Origin of the sequence: Nonomuraea sp. NPDC049129 (genome assembly GCF_040648495.1) — a bacterium.
Lineage (GTDB): Bacteria > Actinomycetota > Actinomycetes > Streptosporangiales > Streptosporangiaceae > Nonomuraea.
Genome location: NZ_JBEZDU010000054.1, coordinates 17,080 through 31,428 on the forward strand (window position 1 = coordinate 17,080; position 14,349 = coordinate 31,428).

Sequence of the window (14,349 nt, forward strand, 5' to 3'; positions counted from 1 at the left end):
TGCCGGAGTGACCGCCTCTGCCGGAGTGAGGCGTGAGACGGCGTGAGACGGCTACCGGAGGAGTGTGGCGGCTATCTCGGCGGCGCGCTCCTTGGTGCCGGCTCCTTCCAGGCGGTAACCGACGGTGCCGGACTGCCAGATGAGGGTGGGCTGGGCCTGGCGCAGGGGGACCGACGTGCCGTCCTCGCGCTTGAGGTAGCCCAGCGGATGATCGCCGCCGAGCCACCAGGCGGTGACGCCCGCGACCGGGACGTCCTCGGGCCAGGGTGGGCCCAGGGTTTTGAAGAAGTACGGGCTGAGCGTGCCGTCGAACTGGTCCAGGCGGATGCCGCCCGGCCAGAACAGCGACGCCACGCGGCCGTTGTCGCTCACCGTGGCGCGCTCGGGGGTGCCCAGCGCGGTGGGGGTCTTGATGGGGAACCGCACTTGGGTGGCCAGGTCCGCCGGGGCCACCGTGTGCTCGCCTGGCAGCGGGGTTGGGGTGGTGACGGGTTGGGGGGTGGAGTCGCCCAGGCGTAGCTCGATGCCCGCGTAGTGGAGGATCGCGCGCACGGCGGCGCGGCCCTGCGGGGTGGCGGCGGTGATGGCTATGACGGCCAAGACGATGGCTGTCACGATCTGCCACCTCGCTCGCCGCTTTCGTCGCGCAGGCGTTTCGGGCGTCGCGGGCGTTTCGGGGGTGGGCTCCAGGCGGGCGCGGACGGCTGATGCCACGTCGGTCGGCGGTGGGTTGGGGACGTCGAGGAAGTCGGCGAGGGCCGTGATTTCGGCGGCCAGGTCGTCGAACGGGTCATGCGAGCTCATTGCCCACCTCCTCCCTGAGCCGCGCGAGGCCGCGATGGGTGCTGGACTTGACGGTGCCGAGCGGCCAGTCGAGCACCTGGGCGGTTTCCGCCTCCGTCAGCTGTAAGAAGTACCGGCAGACGACGGCCTGGCGTTCCCGCTCCGGCAGGTGGCGTACCGCCTCCAGCAGCCGGGTGCGCCGGTCCGTGGCGACGGCCGAGCCCTCGGGGTCGTCTGGGGCCTTGAGGTCGGCCGTGGCGCTGAGTCGTACGGCGAGCTCGGATCTGCGCCCGCGCGACCGGGTCAGGTTGTGCGTCTCGTTGGCCACGATCCGCAGCAGCCACGGCCGGAAAGGGGCGTCCCTGCGGAAGGTCGACAGATGCCTGAACGCCTTGACGAACGCCTCCTGCACCACGTCCTCTGCCTCGTCCCCCGCCCCGAGCATGGCGGCGGTGCGGTGGGCGAGCGCGCTGTAGCGGGCGACCAGCGCCTCGTAGGCGGTCAGGTCGCCGGCGAGGGAGCGGCTGATGGCCTCGTCGTCGTCCATGAACGAGTCAGATTTCACCGCATCAGAGGGGGTTCAGGGAAGGGCGTTTGACCCATCAGGTGACCATCGGCGCTGCTGGGGCATTAGACTCGCACAAATCCATGAGCCCTTCGAAGGAACGGCACTATGTCTTCTGGGTATGACCGTGTAGTACAACCGGCGGCCGGTGACGAGGCCCTGGAGAACCACCTAGGTGGGGACGAGGCCAAGAACTATCGGCAGTACGAGTTCGACATGGTCGCCCCGCATGTCGGCCGTTCGATGCTGGAGATCGGGTCCGGGCTGGGCCATTTCGCCGAGCAGTTCCTGCCGCGCCTCGACCGTCTCGTGGTGAGCGACTTCGACCCCTACTGCGTCGAGCAGTTGGGTAAGCGCTTCGAGGGCCGCGACGACATCAACGTGCTGCAGTTCGGGCTGCCGACCGAGATCCCGCTTGAGGACAAGGTCGACACGGTGGTGCTGATGAACGTCCTGGAGCACATCGAAGAGGACGCCGAGGCGCTGCGTTCGCTGGCCCGGGTCACGCAGCCCGGCGGCCGGATCATCATCTGGGTGCCCGGCTACATGCAGCTTTATGGAGACTTCGACCGCAAGGTCGGGCACGTCCAGCGCTACACCCCCAAGACCCTGGGCGCGACGGTCGCCAAGGCGGGGCTGGAGCCCGAGGTTCTGAAGCCGATCAACTTCCTGGGCGGCATCGCCTGGTGGGCCGCCGTGCGCCGGGGTGGCGTCGGCTATCCGGATCCGCGACTCGTGAAGATCTACGACCGGACGGTGGTTCCGGCCACGCGCCTCATCGAGCGCTTCATCCGGCCGCCCTTCGGTCAGACGGTCTTCTGCGTCGCCCGCGTACCCCAGTAACCGCCTCAGCCGCCACCGGCGTGCGGGGCGGCTGAGGGGCCCGGGCCGGTGGAGGAGGGGCCCGGGCGGGGATGGCAGTTGCGGCCGGCTATTTGATGGAGCCCGCCGTCAGACCTCCCACCACCTTTCGCTCGATCAGAGCGAAGAGGATGATCACTGGGATGGTGGCGATCACCGAGCCGGCGAAGAGGTTCTGCCAGTCCACCTGGTACTGACCGATGAACGAGTTGAGCGCCACCGTCAGCGGCTGGTTCGCCGGTGTCGTGGTCAGCGTCAACGCCACCACGAACTCGTTCCACGCGGCGATGAAGGTGAAGATCAGCGCGGTGATCACCCCCGGCATGGCCAGCGGCAGCGTGATCCGGAACAACGCCCCGAACCGTCCGTTGCCGTCGATGAACGCCGCCTCCTCCAGTTCGCGCGGGATCGAGGAGAAGTACGCGTTCAGGATCCACACCGCGAACGCCAGGTTGAACCCGCCGTTGACCAGGATCAGCGACCAGATCGAGTCCACCAGCCCGAACTGGAAGAACTCGCGGTAGATGCCGACCAGCATGGCCGTCGGCTGGAACATCTGGGTGATCAGCACCAGGATCAGGAACGCCGTGCGTCCCCTGAAGTTGTGCCTGGCCGAGTAGTACGCGGCCGGCAGCGCCACCAGCAGCACCAGGATGGTGGAACCCGCCGCCACCTTGAGCGTGACCATGAGGTTGCCGGCCAGGCCGCTGGTCCAGAAGTTGGTCAGGTTCGACCACTCCCACTGCGACGGGAAGAACGTCACGTCGCGCAGCGTCTCCTGGGGACGCAGCGAGGTCAGCAGCATCACCAGGTACGGGAACAGGAAGATGAACGCGATCACGTACGCGCTGCCCGCGACGATCACCGTCTTGAGCCTGGGCAGGCCGCGCGCGGCGGGGCGGGGCGGCTTGGCGTGGTGGTGGGTGGACAGCGCCGGCGCCGTCTTGACGGCCATCACGCCACCTCCTTGTTCCAGCGGGACACCCTGAGGAAGATCGCGGTCAGGATGATCACCATGCCGAAGTTGACGACCGACATGGCGGCGGACTCGCCGATGTTGGAGCCCTTGAGGATGAACATCAGGATCGTCGAGGTCGCCGTCGAGTATCCGGGCTGGCCGTGCGTCATCGCCCAGATGATCGGGAAGCTGTTGAAGACGTTCATGACGTTGATCAGCGCGGCGACGGTGAGGGCGGGGCGCAGCAGCGGCAGCGTGATCGACCAGTACGTCCGCAGCCGGGTGGCGCCGTCCATCTTGGCCGCCTCGTAGACGTCGTTGGGGATCGTCGCCAGACCGGCCAGCAGCGCGTACGTGGTGAACGGCACCGACACGAACACCGCCACGAACACCAGCCACGGCATCGCCGTCGAGGCGTCGCCGAGCTGGTCGGCCGAGGCGCCGCCCATCGCGTCGATCAGGCCGAGCTTGAGCCTGATCTGGTTGATGACGCCGACCTCCGGGTCGAGCATCCACTTGAAGATGATCGCCGTCATCAGCACCGAGGCCGCCCACGGCGCGATCAGCGCCCAGCGGGCGATCTTACGGCCGGGGAAGCGCTGGTTGAACAGCTGGGCCAGGGCCAGCGAGATCAGCACGGTGAGGGCGACGACCGCGACCACCCAGATCACGCTGCGGACCATGATGTCCGCGAAGTCCTTCTCACCGAACAGCTTCTCGTAGTTCGCCACGCCGTTGCCGCCCTGGACCACGCCGAACCGGCTGATCTTCAGGAACGACGAGCGGATCATCTCGTAGACCGGCCAGAGCACGACCACCGCGATCAGCACAACAGCGGGCCCGACCCAGGCCAGGGGCTCCAGGATGCGGAACCTTTTCATGCGGAACCTTCCGTAACGGTACGGCCGGCGCTCTGGACGCGAAGCGCCGGCCGTACGGGCCCCCGACTGATCAGCCGGCGTCGGCGGTCTTCTGGAGCTCGCCGAGCACCTTGGCCGGGTCGTCCTTGACGGCCCCGCCGATGGTCTGCTTGATCTGCGGGTTCACCTCGGCCCACTTCGGGTCCTGGAAGGGGTAGAAGCTGGCGTTGGGCAGCGCGTCGAGGAACGGCTTGAGCTTCTCGTCGCCCGACAGCTTCTGGATGCCGCCGTTGGTCACGGGCAGCAGCTTGTAGGTGTCGCTGATCTTCTGCGCGGCGCTGCCGGTGTAGAAGAAGTCGAAGAACTTCTTGATCTCGGCGGCGTGGCCGTTCTTGTTGAACGCCATGATCCAGTCCATGACACCGAGCGTGGTGTCGAGCGGGCCGGACTTGCCGGGGATCGGCGCGACGCCGTAGTTCTTCAGCCCGGCCGCGTCGAAGATCGGGATGGACATCGGGCCGCCGTTGACCATGCCGACCTTGCCGGCGCCGAAGTCCTCCCAGACCGTCTTGCGGTCCTTGGTGCCCGGGTTCGGGGTGGTCAGACCGGCGTTGACCAGGCCCTTCACGTAGTTGAACGTCTCGATGTTCTGCGGGGAGTTGATCGCCCACTTGCCGGAGGCGTCCTTGTAGCCGCCGCCGTTGCCGAGCATCCACAGGAAGGACTCGGCCTGCGCCTCCTCCTGTCCGAGCGGCAGGCCGAAGGGCTGGCTGACGCCGGCCTTCTTCAGCTTCTCGGCGTCGGTCTTGAGCTCGTCCCAGGTCTTGGGCGGCTCGGCGATGCCGGCCTTCTGGAACAGGTCCTTGTTGTAGAACAGGGCGCGGGCGGAGGAGACGAACGGGATGCCGTACGCGGCGCCGTCGACCTTGCCGAAGTCGGCGAACTTCTGCAGCATGTCGCTGGAGACGTTCGGCGACAGGACCTCGTCGACCTTGTAGAGGAGCTGGTCCTTGACGAAGCCGGAGTAGTCGCCGGTCTGCAGGATGTCGGGCACCTGGCCGTTCTGGACCATGGTGGCGACCTGCTTGTCGATGTCGTTCCAGTTGATGACCTGGACCTCGACCTTGATGTTCGGGTTGGCCGCCTGGAACTCGTCCACGACGCCCTTCCAGAACGTCTCACCGGAGTTCGGCTTGCCGGGGCCGTCACCGTAGTCGGCGGCGACCATCTTGAGCGTCACCGGGCCGCCGGCCGAGGACTTCTGGTCGCCCGCACCGGCCGTGCCGGTGCCTCCTGAGCCACAGCTGGACAGGACCAGCACGGTTGCCAGGCCGAGAGCCGCACCGCCCACAAGTTTCATGTTCACCGAAGTACCGCCTTCTCATCGGACGGGTCTCGCTGGTCCGTACCAGCGGCCGGTGCGTGAGTCACAGCTCAACGCGTTTGCGTCAGAGTAAGCCTCTATTCTCGGTCTGGTCTATACCGGTTGGTCTCGGTTTGAAAACACTAGGTCGCCAGAAACCTCACAACCGGTCTAGACCGCGCGTCAGAGGATCTTTCTCCGCACGCTCTCCCCGCCCTGCGGCGATCCGATCCACGGCCCTTCGATGGACGGGTCGAGGATGCCCTCCTCGACGAAGGTGTAACGGCCGTCGAGCACGTAGCGGGCCAGCCGGGTGTCCTGGGTGTCGCTGTTGTCCCAGAGCTTGGCGAACAGTGCCTCCGCCCGCCGCCGCGCCTGATGGCAGAACGTGTCCGCCAGCTCGTACGGCCGACGCCCCAGGTCGCGGGCGTCCTCCTCGGCCTTGACGCAGACCGCGGTGATGGCGAACAGCTCGGCCCCGATGTCGATGATCCGGCCGAGGAAGGACTGCTTGTGTTCGAGCCGCCCCTGCCAGCGGGACATCCCGTAGAAGGTGGACCGGGCCAGCTTCCTGCTGGTTCGCTCGACGAAACGCAGGTGGGCCGCCAACGGCCCGAAGTCGGCGTAGGCGGCGGGCAGGTTGCCGCTGCCCGCGACCAGCGTCGGCAGCCAGCGGGCGTAGAAGCGGCCGGCCTGCCGCAGCGCCTGCGCGCGTTCCTTCCTGGAGGCGTCGGGGTTGATGAGCTCCCCGGCCGCCGACAGGTGGGCGTCGACCGCCTCGCGGGTGATCAGCAGCCGCATGATCTCGGAGGAGCCCTCGAAGATCCGGTTGATCCGCGAGTCGCGCAGCATCTGCTCGACCGGGACCCCGCGCTCGCCCCGCGCGGCCAGCGACTCGGCGGTCTCGTAGCCGCGACCGCCCCTGATCTGGAGCAGCTCGTCGAGCACCTGGTAGGACAGCTCGGAGGCGTAGAGCTTGGCCAGCGCGGCCTCGATCCTGATGTCGTTGCGCTGGTCGTCGGCCATGCGGCTGGTCAGCTCGCAGACGGCCTCCAGGGCGTACGCGGTGGCCGCGATGAAGGCGATCTTCGTGGCGACGGCCTCGTGCTCACCGACCTTGCGCCCCCACTGCACGCGGGCGTTGCCCCACTCACGGGCGATCTTCACCGCCCACTTGGCGTTGCCCGCGCAGGTGGCGGGCAACGACAGGCGCCCGGTGTTGAGCGTGGTGAGGGCGATCTTCAGCCCTTCGCCCTCACGCCCGATGAGATTCTTGGCGGGCACCCTGACCTGCGCGAACTCGGTTACGCCGTTCTCGATGCCCCGAAGCCCCATGAAGGCGTTGCGCCGCTTCACCGTGATGCCGGGCGAGTCGGCCTCGACCACGAACGCGCTGATCTTCTTGCCGGTACGGGCCATGACCACGAGCAGGTCGGCGACTACGCCGTTCGTCGTCCACAGCTTGACGCCGTCGAGCACGTAGTCGTCGCCGTCCCTGACGGCGGTCGTGGACAGCCGCGCCGGGTCGGAGCCCACGTCCGGCTCCGTCAGCAGGAACGCCGACACCTCGCCGCGCGCGCACCTCGGCAGGTACTCCCGCTTCTGCTCCTCGGTGCCGAACAGCTTGAGCGGCTGCGGCACCCCGATCGACTGATGCGCCGACAGCAGCGTCGCCAGCGCCGGGCAGTACGACCCGACGAGCATGAGCGCGCGGCAGTAGTACAAGTAAGGCAGGCCGAGCCCGCCGTACTTCTCGCTGATCGTGATCCCGAACGCCCCGAGCTCGCCGAGCCCCTTGACCACCTCGTCGGGCACCTGCGCGGTCCGCTCGATCTCGGCGGGATCGACGTGCGCGTCGAGGTAGCGCCGGACGGCCCTGACGAAATCCTCCCCGCGCTTGGCCGCCTCCTCGGCCAGCGTGGGGGCCGGGTGGACCAGGTCGAGGCGGAGATCTCCCAGGAACAACTGCTTCGCGAAGCTCGGACGGGTCCACTCCTTCTCGCGGGCCTGCTCGCCGAGCTCTCTCGCCTTTGCGTAGTCGGTCATCGCGTCCCTCTTCCGGTCGGTGAGGGGTCTCTTTCCCTTTCTTGTACGACAAGCGCGGGTTGCCCGCCACCCGCCGCACCCGGTTTCGGGCTTCCAGTCGTTACGGCTTTGCCGCCGGCAGGGCCATCAGCGACAGCGCCGCCGGTACTGCTAGATATGTGCCGCAGCAGGCCAGGGCTATGCATGACAGGGCGGTTGCCGCGATGGCCGTGTTGCGCGGCCTGCCCGGCGGCAGGATGCGGACGGCCGCCGCCACGCCTGCCGTGGTCACCGCGGCCAGGCAGGCCGAGGTGGCTCTCATGAGGGTGTCCAGGTCCGCCGGCAGCAACATGATCAGGGCGGTCAGGGCCGCCAGAAGGGCCAGGCTGCGATGGGGGGTTCGGCCCTTCGCGAACCAGGGCGGCAGGGATCCGCTCCCGGCCATGGACGCGCCCAGGCGGGCGGCGCCGGCTATGTAGGTGTTGATGGCGCCGAAGGTGAGGGCTATGGCCGCCGCGGTGATGATCGGGCCGGCCGCGGCGCCGATGCCGGTCTCCAGCAGGGCGGACAGCGGTGCCGATCGGCCCAGGACGGCGATCGAGGTGATGGAGACGCTCAGGTAGAGAACGGAGATCACGATCAGGGTCACCGTGGTGGCCCTCCTGATGTCGGTGATCTCCGCCGACAGATGGGTGGCGGCCTCCCAGCCGACGAAGGCGAAGAAGAGCACTCCGGCCGCGGAGATCACGCCCGCCATGCCGTACGGGGCGAACGGGGTGAAGTTGGCGGCACTGGCGTGCGGCGCGGCGGTGCCGACGGCCGTCGCGAGGAGCGCGATCAGCAGGAGCACCATGGCCACCTGCAGCCGTCCCGAGGTGCGCAGGCCCGCGGCGTTGGCGAGGAAGGCGGCGGCGAGCAGGGTGGCGGCGGCGACGGTCTTGTCCACGCCCAGGGTGTTGGCCACATAGACCGCGCCCACCTGCGCGCCGGCCACGATGCCGATGGGGACGGCGCCGTAGAACCACCAGCCGACCACCGCGGCGACCCGCCCGCCGAACGCGATACCTGTGAAGGCGGCCACGCCGCCGCCGTTCGGGTAGTGGGTGCCGAGCGTGGCGAAGGTGATCGCCACCGGTGCGCTCAGCGCCAGCAGGCCCACCCAGGCCAGGATCGACGCCGGGCCCGCAGCCTCGGCGGCCAGTTGGGGCAGCACCAGCATGCCCGGTCCGAGTACGCCGCCCAGCAGCATCGCCGTGCCCTGACCTGCGCTCAAGTGCCCTTTCGTTTGTTGCGACATATCCGCTGAAAGTAACCGGATGCGTGTTCTTAAGAGCCTTCTGGCGAACATTTGGCCGGTTCTGGCGACATAATGCCGCCGTGGATGAACTTGATTCGGGAATCATTCGGCTTCTTCAAACGGATGCGCGGCAATCGAACCGGGAACTGGCCAGACAGCTGGGCGTCGCCCCCTCCACCTGTCTGGAACGCGTCCGCGCCCTCACCCGGCGCGGCGTCATCCGCGGCTACCACGCCGACATCGCCCCGGCGGCACTGAACCGCAGCGTCCAGGCGCTCGTCTCGGTCCAGGTCCGCCCGCTGAGCAGGACCGTCATCGAGACGTTCAAGCAGTCGGCGGCCGAGCAGCCGGAGGTGCTGAGCGTGTTCGTCCTGGCGGGCGGGGACGACTTCCTGCTGCACGTGGCGGTCCAGGACCTGGACCACCTGCACGCCTTCCTGCTCGACCGGCTCAGCAAGCGGCGAGAGATCGCCGGGTTCCGTACGTCGGTCATCTTCCAGCAGGTGCACAACACCGCGCCGAGCCTGCTGCCGTACGACGAGTCAGCTCATTAGCCCCGCCTCATAGGCCATGATCGCGGCCTGGACCCGGTTGTTCACCTCCAGGCGCAGGAGGATGGCGCTGACGTGGGCCTTGACCGTGCCTTCCGAAACGAACAGCTCGCGGCCGATGTCCTGGTTGGACAGGCCGCGGCCGACGAGGGCCAGCACCTCGCGTTCGCGGGGCGTGAGGGATTCGGTCCGCTTGCGGGCGGTGGTGTTCCGGGTGAGCCTGCCGTCGTTCAGCTCGGCGATCACCTGATGGGCGATGCGCGGTGACAGGTACGCCGCGCCGCCCGCGACCGCCCGGACGCCGATGATCAGCTCGCGCGGGTCGGCGGCCTTGAGCAGGAAGCCGCCCGCGCCTTCCGCGAGCGCCCTGGCCACGTACTCGCGCTCGTCGAACGTGGTCAGCATGACCACCGCCACCTCAGGAAGCGCGGCGCGCAGCTCGGCGGCGGCGGACAGGCCGTCGAGGCGGGGCATGCGGATGTCGAGCATCGCCACGTCCGGGCGGTGCGCCAGGGCCAGCTCGACGGCCTCCCTGCCGTCGGCGGCCTCGGCGACGATCTCGATGCCCGCGTCGGTGGCCAGGATCGACTTCACCCCGGCCCGGACCATGGGCTCGTCGTCGGCCAGCAGCACCCGGATCATCCGCTCTCCCCTGTGTCTTTCGGCCATGGCAACCGGGCCGTGACGGTGAATCCCGTCTTATGAGGGCCGGCCTCCAGCGTGCCGCCCAGCAGCCGTACGCGTTCGCGCAGGCTCGCCAGCCCCGTCCCGCCGCCACCTGTTGTGGACGGCGCTTGTTTTGCAGGCGGGGGTGCGTTGGCGACCGTGACGGTGACCGTGTCGGCGCGGCGTTCGATGGTGACACGGACATCGGCGCCCGGCGCGTACCGGGCGGCGTTGGTCAGGGACTCCTGCGTCACCCGGTGCGCGGCCCGGTCCAGCAGCGGCGGCAGGACCGCCGAGCGCTCGTCGCGGTGCAAGGTCACCGCCATGCCGGCCCGCCCGGCCCGCTCCACCAGCGTCTCTATCGACTCGTCCGGCGGGTCCGTGGGGGCGCCGCCCGAGTCCCGCAGCACCCCGATGGTACGGCGCAGCCGGTCGGTCGCCGTGACCGCCGAGGCGCGCAGCTGGGCGGCCGCCTCCCGGTTCGTCTCGTTCATGTCGGCCGCCAGCTCCAGAGCCCCGGCCCGCAGCGCGATCAGCGCCAGCTCGTGCCCGAGCGAATCGTGCATGTCGGCGGCGATGCGGGCGCGTTCATGCAGTTTGACGCGCTCGGCGGTGTACTGCTGCTCCCGCTCCAGCTGACCGACCCGCTGCCGGCCCGCCTCGACCAGCTCCGCCTGCTGCCGCCGGAAGCGCCCCGCCAGCCAGGGGAGCACCGCGAACAGCGCCATGGCCATCAGCGCGCCCACCCCGTCCCAGAGACTCACCCCCAGCTCCACGACACCGGGTATCGCGACCGCGCCCAGGACCAGCCAGTCCCGGCGTACCGGAAGATGTCTGCCGTGCAGGTAGGCGACCACGGCGATGACCGCGAACAGCAACTGCCGCCAGGTCGGGATGTGGTCGAGGTACAGCCCGTTGACCAGGCTGATCCCCGCGACCACCGCCAGAATCGCGCCGTTTCTCACCTACCAGACCTTATCGACTCAGACGGGATGACCTGCGGAATCGGGTCAGCCTTGCGCTCCCGCAGCCGGACGATCCGCATCGCCGCCGTGGCCACTCCCGCCAGCGCCGCGACCGCCAGGGTGATCGTCAACGGTGCGGCGAAGTAGGTGAGCTGGGCCCAGGTGATCGTCCGCCCGTTCGAGATGAACGAGATCAGGTCCGGGTACGCCGCCAGCACCACGGCCGGCAGCAGCACCGGCACCATCCGCAGCGCGACCCGCCACCCGGGACGTCCCGCCCGCTTGGCCGCCCAGCGTCGTGACCGCCACACGCCCAGGATGCCCAGCCCGATGGCGGCCAGTCCGATGAGGCCCAGTACCAGCTCGAACGTCTGCCGCCCACCGCCCGGCAGCTCCGGCGTCCGCCCCTGGGTCATCGCGAACAGACCCGTGGCGACGGCGTACGTGTCGTCGGTGAGGGACGCGCTGTTGGTCATGACCGCGAAGCCGTATCCGGTCTCAGGGGAGATCGCCTCGACGGCGGTGTAGGTGAACAGGTTGCCGGAGTGCACGAGCAGCTTGGTGTCGCTGTCGCGGCTCCAGCCCATGCCGTAGTCGCTGACCTTGGACGGGGTGTGCATGGTCCGCAGGCTTTGGGGGGTGACGAACGGTTTGCCCTTGCCGTTCTGGCTGATCAGCCAGGCGCCCATGTCGGCGGCGGTGGTGATGACCCCGCCGGAGCCGCTGCCGTCGAGGAACCCGGGCAGTTCGGGGCGCGCCAGCCAGGCGCCGAACACCGAGTTGTAGCCGTCCGACGGCCGGACCACCTCACTCCGCAGAGCGCTGTGGGTCATGCCGAGCGGGGCGAAGACGTGCTGCTTCAGGTAGTCGTCGAAGCTCTGCCCGCTCGCGACCTCGACCAGGCGGGCGGCCAGGTCGTAGTTGGCGTTGCAGTACGCCCAGTGGGTGCCGGGGTCGGTGGCGAGCGCGCCGGTCTTGAGCCGGTCCACGTACTGGGCGAGGGAGGTGGTCTCCTCCAGGGCGTTGATGTCGAGGGTGGTGTCGGACAGGCCGGAGGTCTGGTTGAGCAGCTGACGTACGGTGATCGCCGCGCCGCGCGGGTCCGCCAGCTGGAAGCCGGGCAGCTGCTCGGCGACCGATCCGTCCAGCTTGATCTTGCCCGCGTCGACCAGTGTCATCACGGCCATGGCGGTGAACGACTTGCTGACGGAGGCGACGCGCATGGGGGTGTCGGCGGTGACGGGCTTGCCGTCGGAGCCTTGGCCGTAGCCGGCGGCGTGGATCACTTGGTCGTTATGGGTGACCACGACGGACATGCCCGGTAGCCCGGTGGACTCCACGACCTTGGTGAGGTAGGCGTCGATGGCGGCCGGGGTCGGCGCCGCCCGTACAGTCGAGCCGGCGGCGGGCGCGGTCAGGGCGAGGGTCAGCGCCGTTGTCGCCGCCAGGACGCCGATGAGCTTGCGTTTCATGGTGACGACGGTAGGAATTGGCGGCCAGGAAAAGATCCTCCGACCGTCCAGGACCACCCCTGACGAAAGTCTGATGTCAGTCGGGGAAGCCGAGATACGTCGGTGGTGCCTCATCCACCAGCCACACCCCGTTGGCGCTGACCCGGAACTCGTGTCCCGCTTCGTGCATCGCCCCGGCGTCCACCGTCAGGACCACCGGCTTGCCCCGCCGCGCCCCCACGCGCATCGCCGTCCCGCGGTCGGGCGACAGGTGGACGTGGTGGCGGTTCATCGGCCGCAGCCCCTCGGCCCGGATCGCGGGCAGGCTCTTCGCCACCGTGCCGTGGTACAGGTACGCGGGCGGCGTCGCCACCGGCAGGTCCAGGTCGACCTCGATGGAATGCCCCTGGTTCGCGCGGATCCTGCCGTTCTCAAGGGCGAACCGCTGCTTGTCGTTGCCCGCCACGACCCGGTGCAGATCGGCAGGGTCGATCCGGAATCCATGGGAGGCGGCGGCCCGGAGGAAGACGTCGACGTCCACCCATCCGCGCTCGTCCAGCTCGATCCCGATCCGCTCGGGCTCGTGACGCAGGTGCTTGGACAGGTATTTGGAGATCCGCACCATACGCCGATCGTCAATCATCTCCCGAGCATGTCGCAGCGGCCCGATCTTCAGCAACCCTATTGCGGTTGATTTTGTGTACGACGTAAGCTTACAACGTACTCAAAATCAACCAGGAGGTAGCGCCATGACCACCACCATCGCGATCATCGTCCCGCTCGTCTGGCTCGGCTGGCTCGTCGTGACCGAGTGGGTGCCGATGTTCCCGCTGAACGACCTCCGGCCCGGCAACGTCGGACAGCGCGTGCTCGCGGCGTGCATCAACTACCCGTTCCCGTTACTGATCGCGGCCGGGGTCGCACTGCACCGAACCTGGTCACTGCTCGCCGCCACCGCACTCTGCGTCGTCATTGTCGGCGGACACCTGTGGAACTGGTGGCTCCCCTACTTCGGAGTCGGCACGGCCGCGCAGCGGGAGACGTACCAGCGCGAGTACAGCCGTACGCTCAAGATCCTGCCGACCGAGGGACATGACGTGGTGGTAGACGTTCAGCACCTGGTCGTGGGCGCTCTGTCCCTGCTCATGCTGGCCACCACGCTGATCGCTACGCTGACCGGATGAACGAGCCCGCACCCCGGCGCGGCAGGGGACGCCCAGCCGTCCTGACCCGCGAACGGATCGTGGCCGCGGCCATCGAGGTACTGGACGCCGAGGGGCTCGACGCGCTCACCATGCGCCGCCTCGGCACCCAGCTCGGGGTCGCGGCCATGTCCCTGTATCGTCACCTGCCGAACCGGGACGCGGTGCTCGCCGCAATGGTCGACCACCTGTTCGCCGAGGCGGTGATCGACCTCGATGCCGGCCTGCCGTGGCCCGGGGCGCTGGCCCGGTTCGCGGATTCCTACCGCCGGATGCTGCTCGGCCATCCGCACGCCGTACCCCTGCTGGCCACCCACCCGGTGGACATCGACCTGGGCCTGGAACTGCTGGCCGGGCTACTGGACCGCTTCGAGGCAGCGGGAATCCCACGCCAGGACGCACTCACCGCGATCCAGTCGGTAGCCGTCTATGTCCTGGGCCACGCTTTGGCCCAGGTCGGCACCCCACCGGGCACCGACACCCCCGAACCACCGGCGGAGACTGCGGTGGCGTTCTATGACCAGTGGTTCGAGGCGGGGCTGCGAGCCATGGTGTCGGGTTTTGAGGGAGAGCTCGGCCGAGGGCGTTGACCACGCGCTCGCGCCACCTGTACGCATGTCACGGCAGGGCCCGGACAGCGGGCCATGCCCGAAGGTATGCGAATAGCCGTCACTTTGCGCGCTTGCAATGTAACAATGAGTGCCATTCCGTCCCCCCGACATGACACTCTCATCAAGCTGTTCGCCGATCGCCCTCAACTGGCGGTGGAGATCCTGCGTGACTTCCTGGGGGCGGACCTGCC

The 14,349-nt window shown here is 68.7% G+C and carries 15 protein-coding genes; 4 read left to right on the top strand and 11 right to left on the bottom strand.

The window, feature by feature from the left end; genetic code table 11:
* Window positions 1-51 precede the first annotated feature (51 nt).
* Together AB0B64_RS59955 and AB0B64_RS59960 are read right to left on the bottom strand one after the other, a co-directional pair.
* Window positions 52-804: a hypothetical protein gene (locus AB0B64_RS59955; protein WP_358206574.1), complete on the bottom strand. Its 753-nt coding sequence runs from the start codon at window positions 802-804 to the stop codon at window positions 52-54.
* The gene (locus AB0B64_RS59960) at window positions 791-1,348 is read right to left on the bottom strand and encodes an RNA polymerase sigma factor (protein ID WP_358206580.1); all 558 of its coding nucleotides are present in this window, start codon (window positions 1,346-1,348) and stop codon (window positions 791-793) included. Before AB0B64_RS59960 ends, AB0B64_RS59955 begins: the two co-directional genes overlap by 14 nt.
* Window positions 1,349-1,456: 108 nt before the next feature.
* Here AB0B64_RS59960 and AB0B64_RS59965 point away from each other — a divergent pair, with 108 nt between their 5' ends.
* Window positions 1,457-2,191 (top strand): class I SAM-dependent methyltransferase, encoded by a 735-nt coding sequence (locus AB0B64_RS59965; protein WP_357962212.1) that lies wholly within the window; start codon window positions 1,457-1,459, stop codon window positions 2,189-2,191.
* Between the two features lie 88 nt (window positions 2,192-2,279).
* Here the strand turns inward: AB0B64_RS59965 and AB0B64_RS59970 are convergent, their stop codons facing one another.
* The 5 genes from AB0B64_RS59970 to AB0B64_RS59990 all read right to left on the bottom strand — a co-directional run bounded on the left by AB0B64_RS59970 (window position 2,280) and on the right by AB0B64_RS59990 (window position 8,688).
* A complete protein-coding gene (locus AB0B64_RS59970; protein ID WP_357962215.1) occupies window positions 2,280-3,164 on the bottom strand; it encodes a carbohydrate ABC transporter permease in 885 nt (294 codons plus the stop codon).
* The gene (locus AB0B64_RS59975; RefSeq protein WP_357962218.1) at window positions 3,164-4,048 is read right to left on the bottom strand and encodes a sugar ABC transporter permease; all 885 of its coding nucleotides are present in this window, start codon (window positions 4,046-4,048) and stop codon (window positions 3,164-3,166) included. The genes AB0B64_RS59970 and AB0B64_RS59975 overlap by 1 nt, the downstream gene beginning before the upstream one ends.
* 70 nt (window positions 4,049-4,118) lie before the next feature.
* Window positions 4,119-5,387, bottom strand: coding sequence for an extracellular solute-binding protein (locus tag AB0B64_RS59980; RefSeq protein WP_357962245.1), 1,269 nt, complete (start codon window positions 5,385-5,387; stop codon window positions 4,119-4,121).
* A 186-nt stretch (window positions 5,388-5,573) separates the two neighbouring features.
* The gene (locus AB0B64_RS59985; protein ID WP_358206590.1) at window positions 5,574-7,436 is read right to left on the bottom strand and encodes an acyl-CoA dehydrogenase family protein; all 1,863 of its coding nucleotides are present in this window, start codon (window positions 7,434-7,436) and stop codon (window positions 5,574-5,576) included.
* Between the two features lie 100 nt (window positions 7,437-7,536).
* The gene (locus AB0B64_RS59990; RefSeq protein WP_357962224.1) at window positions 7,537-8,688 is read right to left on the bottom strand and encodes an amino acid permease; all 1,152 of its coding nucleotides are present in this window, start codon (window positions 8,686-8,688) and stop codon (window positions 7,537-7,539) included.
* Between the two features lie 104 nt (window positions 8,689-8,792).
* On the opposite strand from AB0B64_RS59990, the gene AB0B64_RS59995 reads away from it, so the two are divergent.
* On the top strand, window positions 8,793-9,266 hold the full coding sequence (locus AB0B64_RS59995; protein WP_357962227.1) for an Lrp/AsnC family transcriptional regulator: 474 nt from the start codon (window positions 8,793-8,795) through the stop codon (window positions 9,264-9,266).
* On the opposite strand, the gene AB0B64_RS60000 is transcribed toward AB0B64_RS59995, so the two are convergent.
* From AB0B64_RS60000 to AB0B64_RS60015, 4 genes are all read right to left on the bottom strand, one after another.
* Window positions 9,255-9,905, bottom strand: coding sequence for a response regulator transcription factor (locus AB0B64_RS60000; protein ID WP_357962230.1), 651 nt, complete (start codon window positions 9,903-9,905; stop codon window positions 9,255-9,257). The two genes, AB0B64_RS59995 and AB0B64_RS60000, sit on opposite strands and share 12 nt — an antisense overlap.
* Window positions 9,902-10,894, bottom strand: coding sequence for a histidine kinase (locus AB0B64_RS60005; protein ID WP_357962233.1), 993 nt, complete (start codon window positions 10,892-10,894; stop codon window positions 9,902-9,904). Before AB0B64_RS60005 ends, AB0B64_RS60000 begins: the two co-directional genes overlap by 4 nt.
* Entirely contained in the window at window positions 10,891-12,366 is a 1,476-nt protein-coding gene (locus AB0B64_RS60010) for a serine hydrolase domain-containing protein (protein WP_358206601.1), read from the bottom strand. Before AB0B64_RS60010 ends, AB0B64_RS60005 begins: the two co-directional genes overlap by 4 nt.
* A gap of 76 nt (window positions 12,367-12,442) precedes the next feature.
* Complete coding sequence (locus tag AB0B64_RS60015; RefSeq protein WP_357962248.1) at window positions 12,443-12,985, bottom strand: RNA 2'-phosphotransferase; 543 nt, start codon at window positions 12,983-12,985, stop codon at window positions 12,443-12,445.
* A 109-nt stretch (window positions 12,986-13,094) separates the two neighbouring features.
* On the opposite strand from AB0B64_RS60015, the gene AB0B64_RS60020 reads away from it, so the two are divergent.
* Together AB0B64_RS60020 and AB0B64_RS60025 are read left to right on the top strand one after the other, a co-directional pair.
* Window positions 13,095-13,529, top strand: a complete 435-nt coding sequence (locus AB0B64_RS60020) for a hypothetical protein (protein ID WP_358206609.1) — start codon at window positions 13,095-13,097, stop codon at window positions 13,527-13,529.
* Window positions 13,526-14,137 (top strand): TetR/AcrR family transcriptional regulator C-terminal domain-containing protein, encoded by a 612-nt coding sequence (locus AB0B64_RS60025; RefSeq protein ID WP_358206618.1) that lies wholly within the window; start codon window positions 13,526-13,528, stop codon window positions 14,135-14,137. Before AB0B64_RS60020 ends, AB0B64_RS60025 begins: the two co-directional genes overlap by 4 nt.
* Window positions 14,138-14,349 lie beyond the last annotated feature (212 nt).

Excerpts from the sequence above, each read along its gene's own strand:
- AB0B64_RS59955 (WP_358206574.1), bottom strand. The coding sequence starts at position 804 with ATGAGCTCGCATGACCCGTTCGACGACCTGGCCGCCGAAATCACGGCC.
- AB0B64_RS59965 (WP_357962212.1), top strand. The coding sequence starts at position 1,457 with ATGTCTTCTGGGTATGACCGTGTAGTACAACCGGCGGCCGGTGACGAG.
- AB0B64_RS59970 (WP_357962215.1), bottom strand. The coding sequence starts at position 3,164 with ATGGCCGTCAAGACGGCGCCGGCGCTGTCCACCCACCACCACGCCAAG.
- AB0B64_RS59975 (WP_357962218.1), bottom strand. The coding sequence starts at position 4,048 with ATGAAAAGGTTCCGCATCCTGGAGCCCCTGGCCTGGGTCGGGCCCGCT.
- AB0B64_RS59980 (WP_357962245.1), bottom strand. The coding sequence starts at position 5,387 with ATGAAACTTGTGGGCGGTGCGGCTCTCGGCCTGGCAACCGTGCTGGTC.
- AB0B64_RS59985 (WP_358206590.1), bottom strand. The coding sequence starts at position 7,436 with ATGACCGACTACGCAAAGGCGAGAGAGCTCGGCGAGCAGGCCCGCGAG.
- AB0B64_RS60000 (WP_357962230.1), bottom strand. The coding sequence starts at position 9,905 with ATGATCCGGGTGCTGCTGGCCGACGACGAGCCCATGGTCCGGGCCGGG.
- AB0B64_RS60010 (WP_358206601.1), bottom strand. The coding sequence starts at position 12,366 with ATGAAACGCAAGCTCATCGGCGTCCTGGCGGCGACAACGGCGCTGACC.
- AB0B64_RS60020 (WP_358206609.1), top strand. The coding sequence starts at position 13,095 with ATGACCACCACCATCGCGATCATCGTCCCGCTCGTCTGGCTCGGCTGG.
- AB0B64_RS60025 (WP_358206618.1), top strand. The coding sequence starts at position 13,526 with ATGAACGAGCCCGCACCCCGGCGCGGCAGGGGACGCCCAGCCGTCCTG.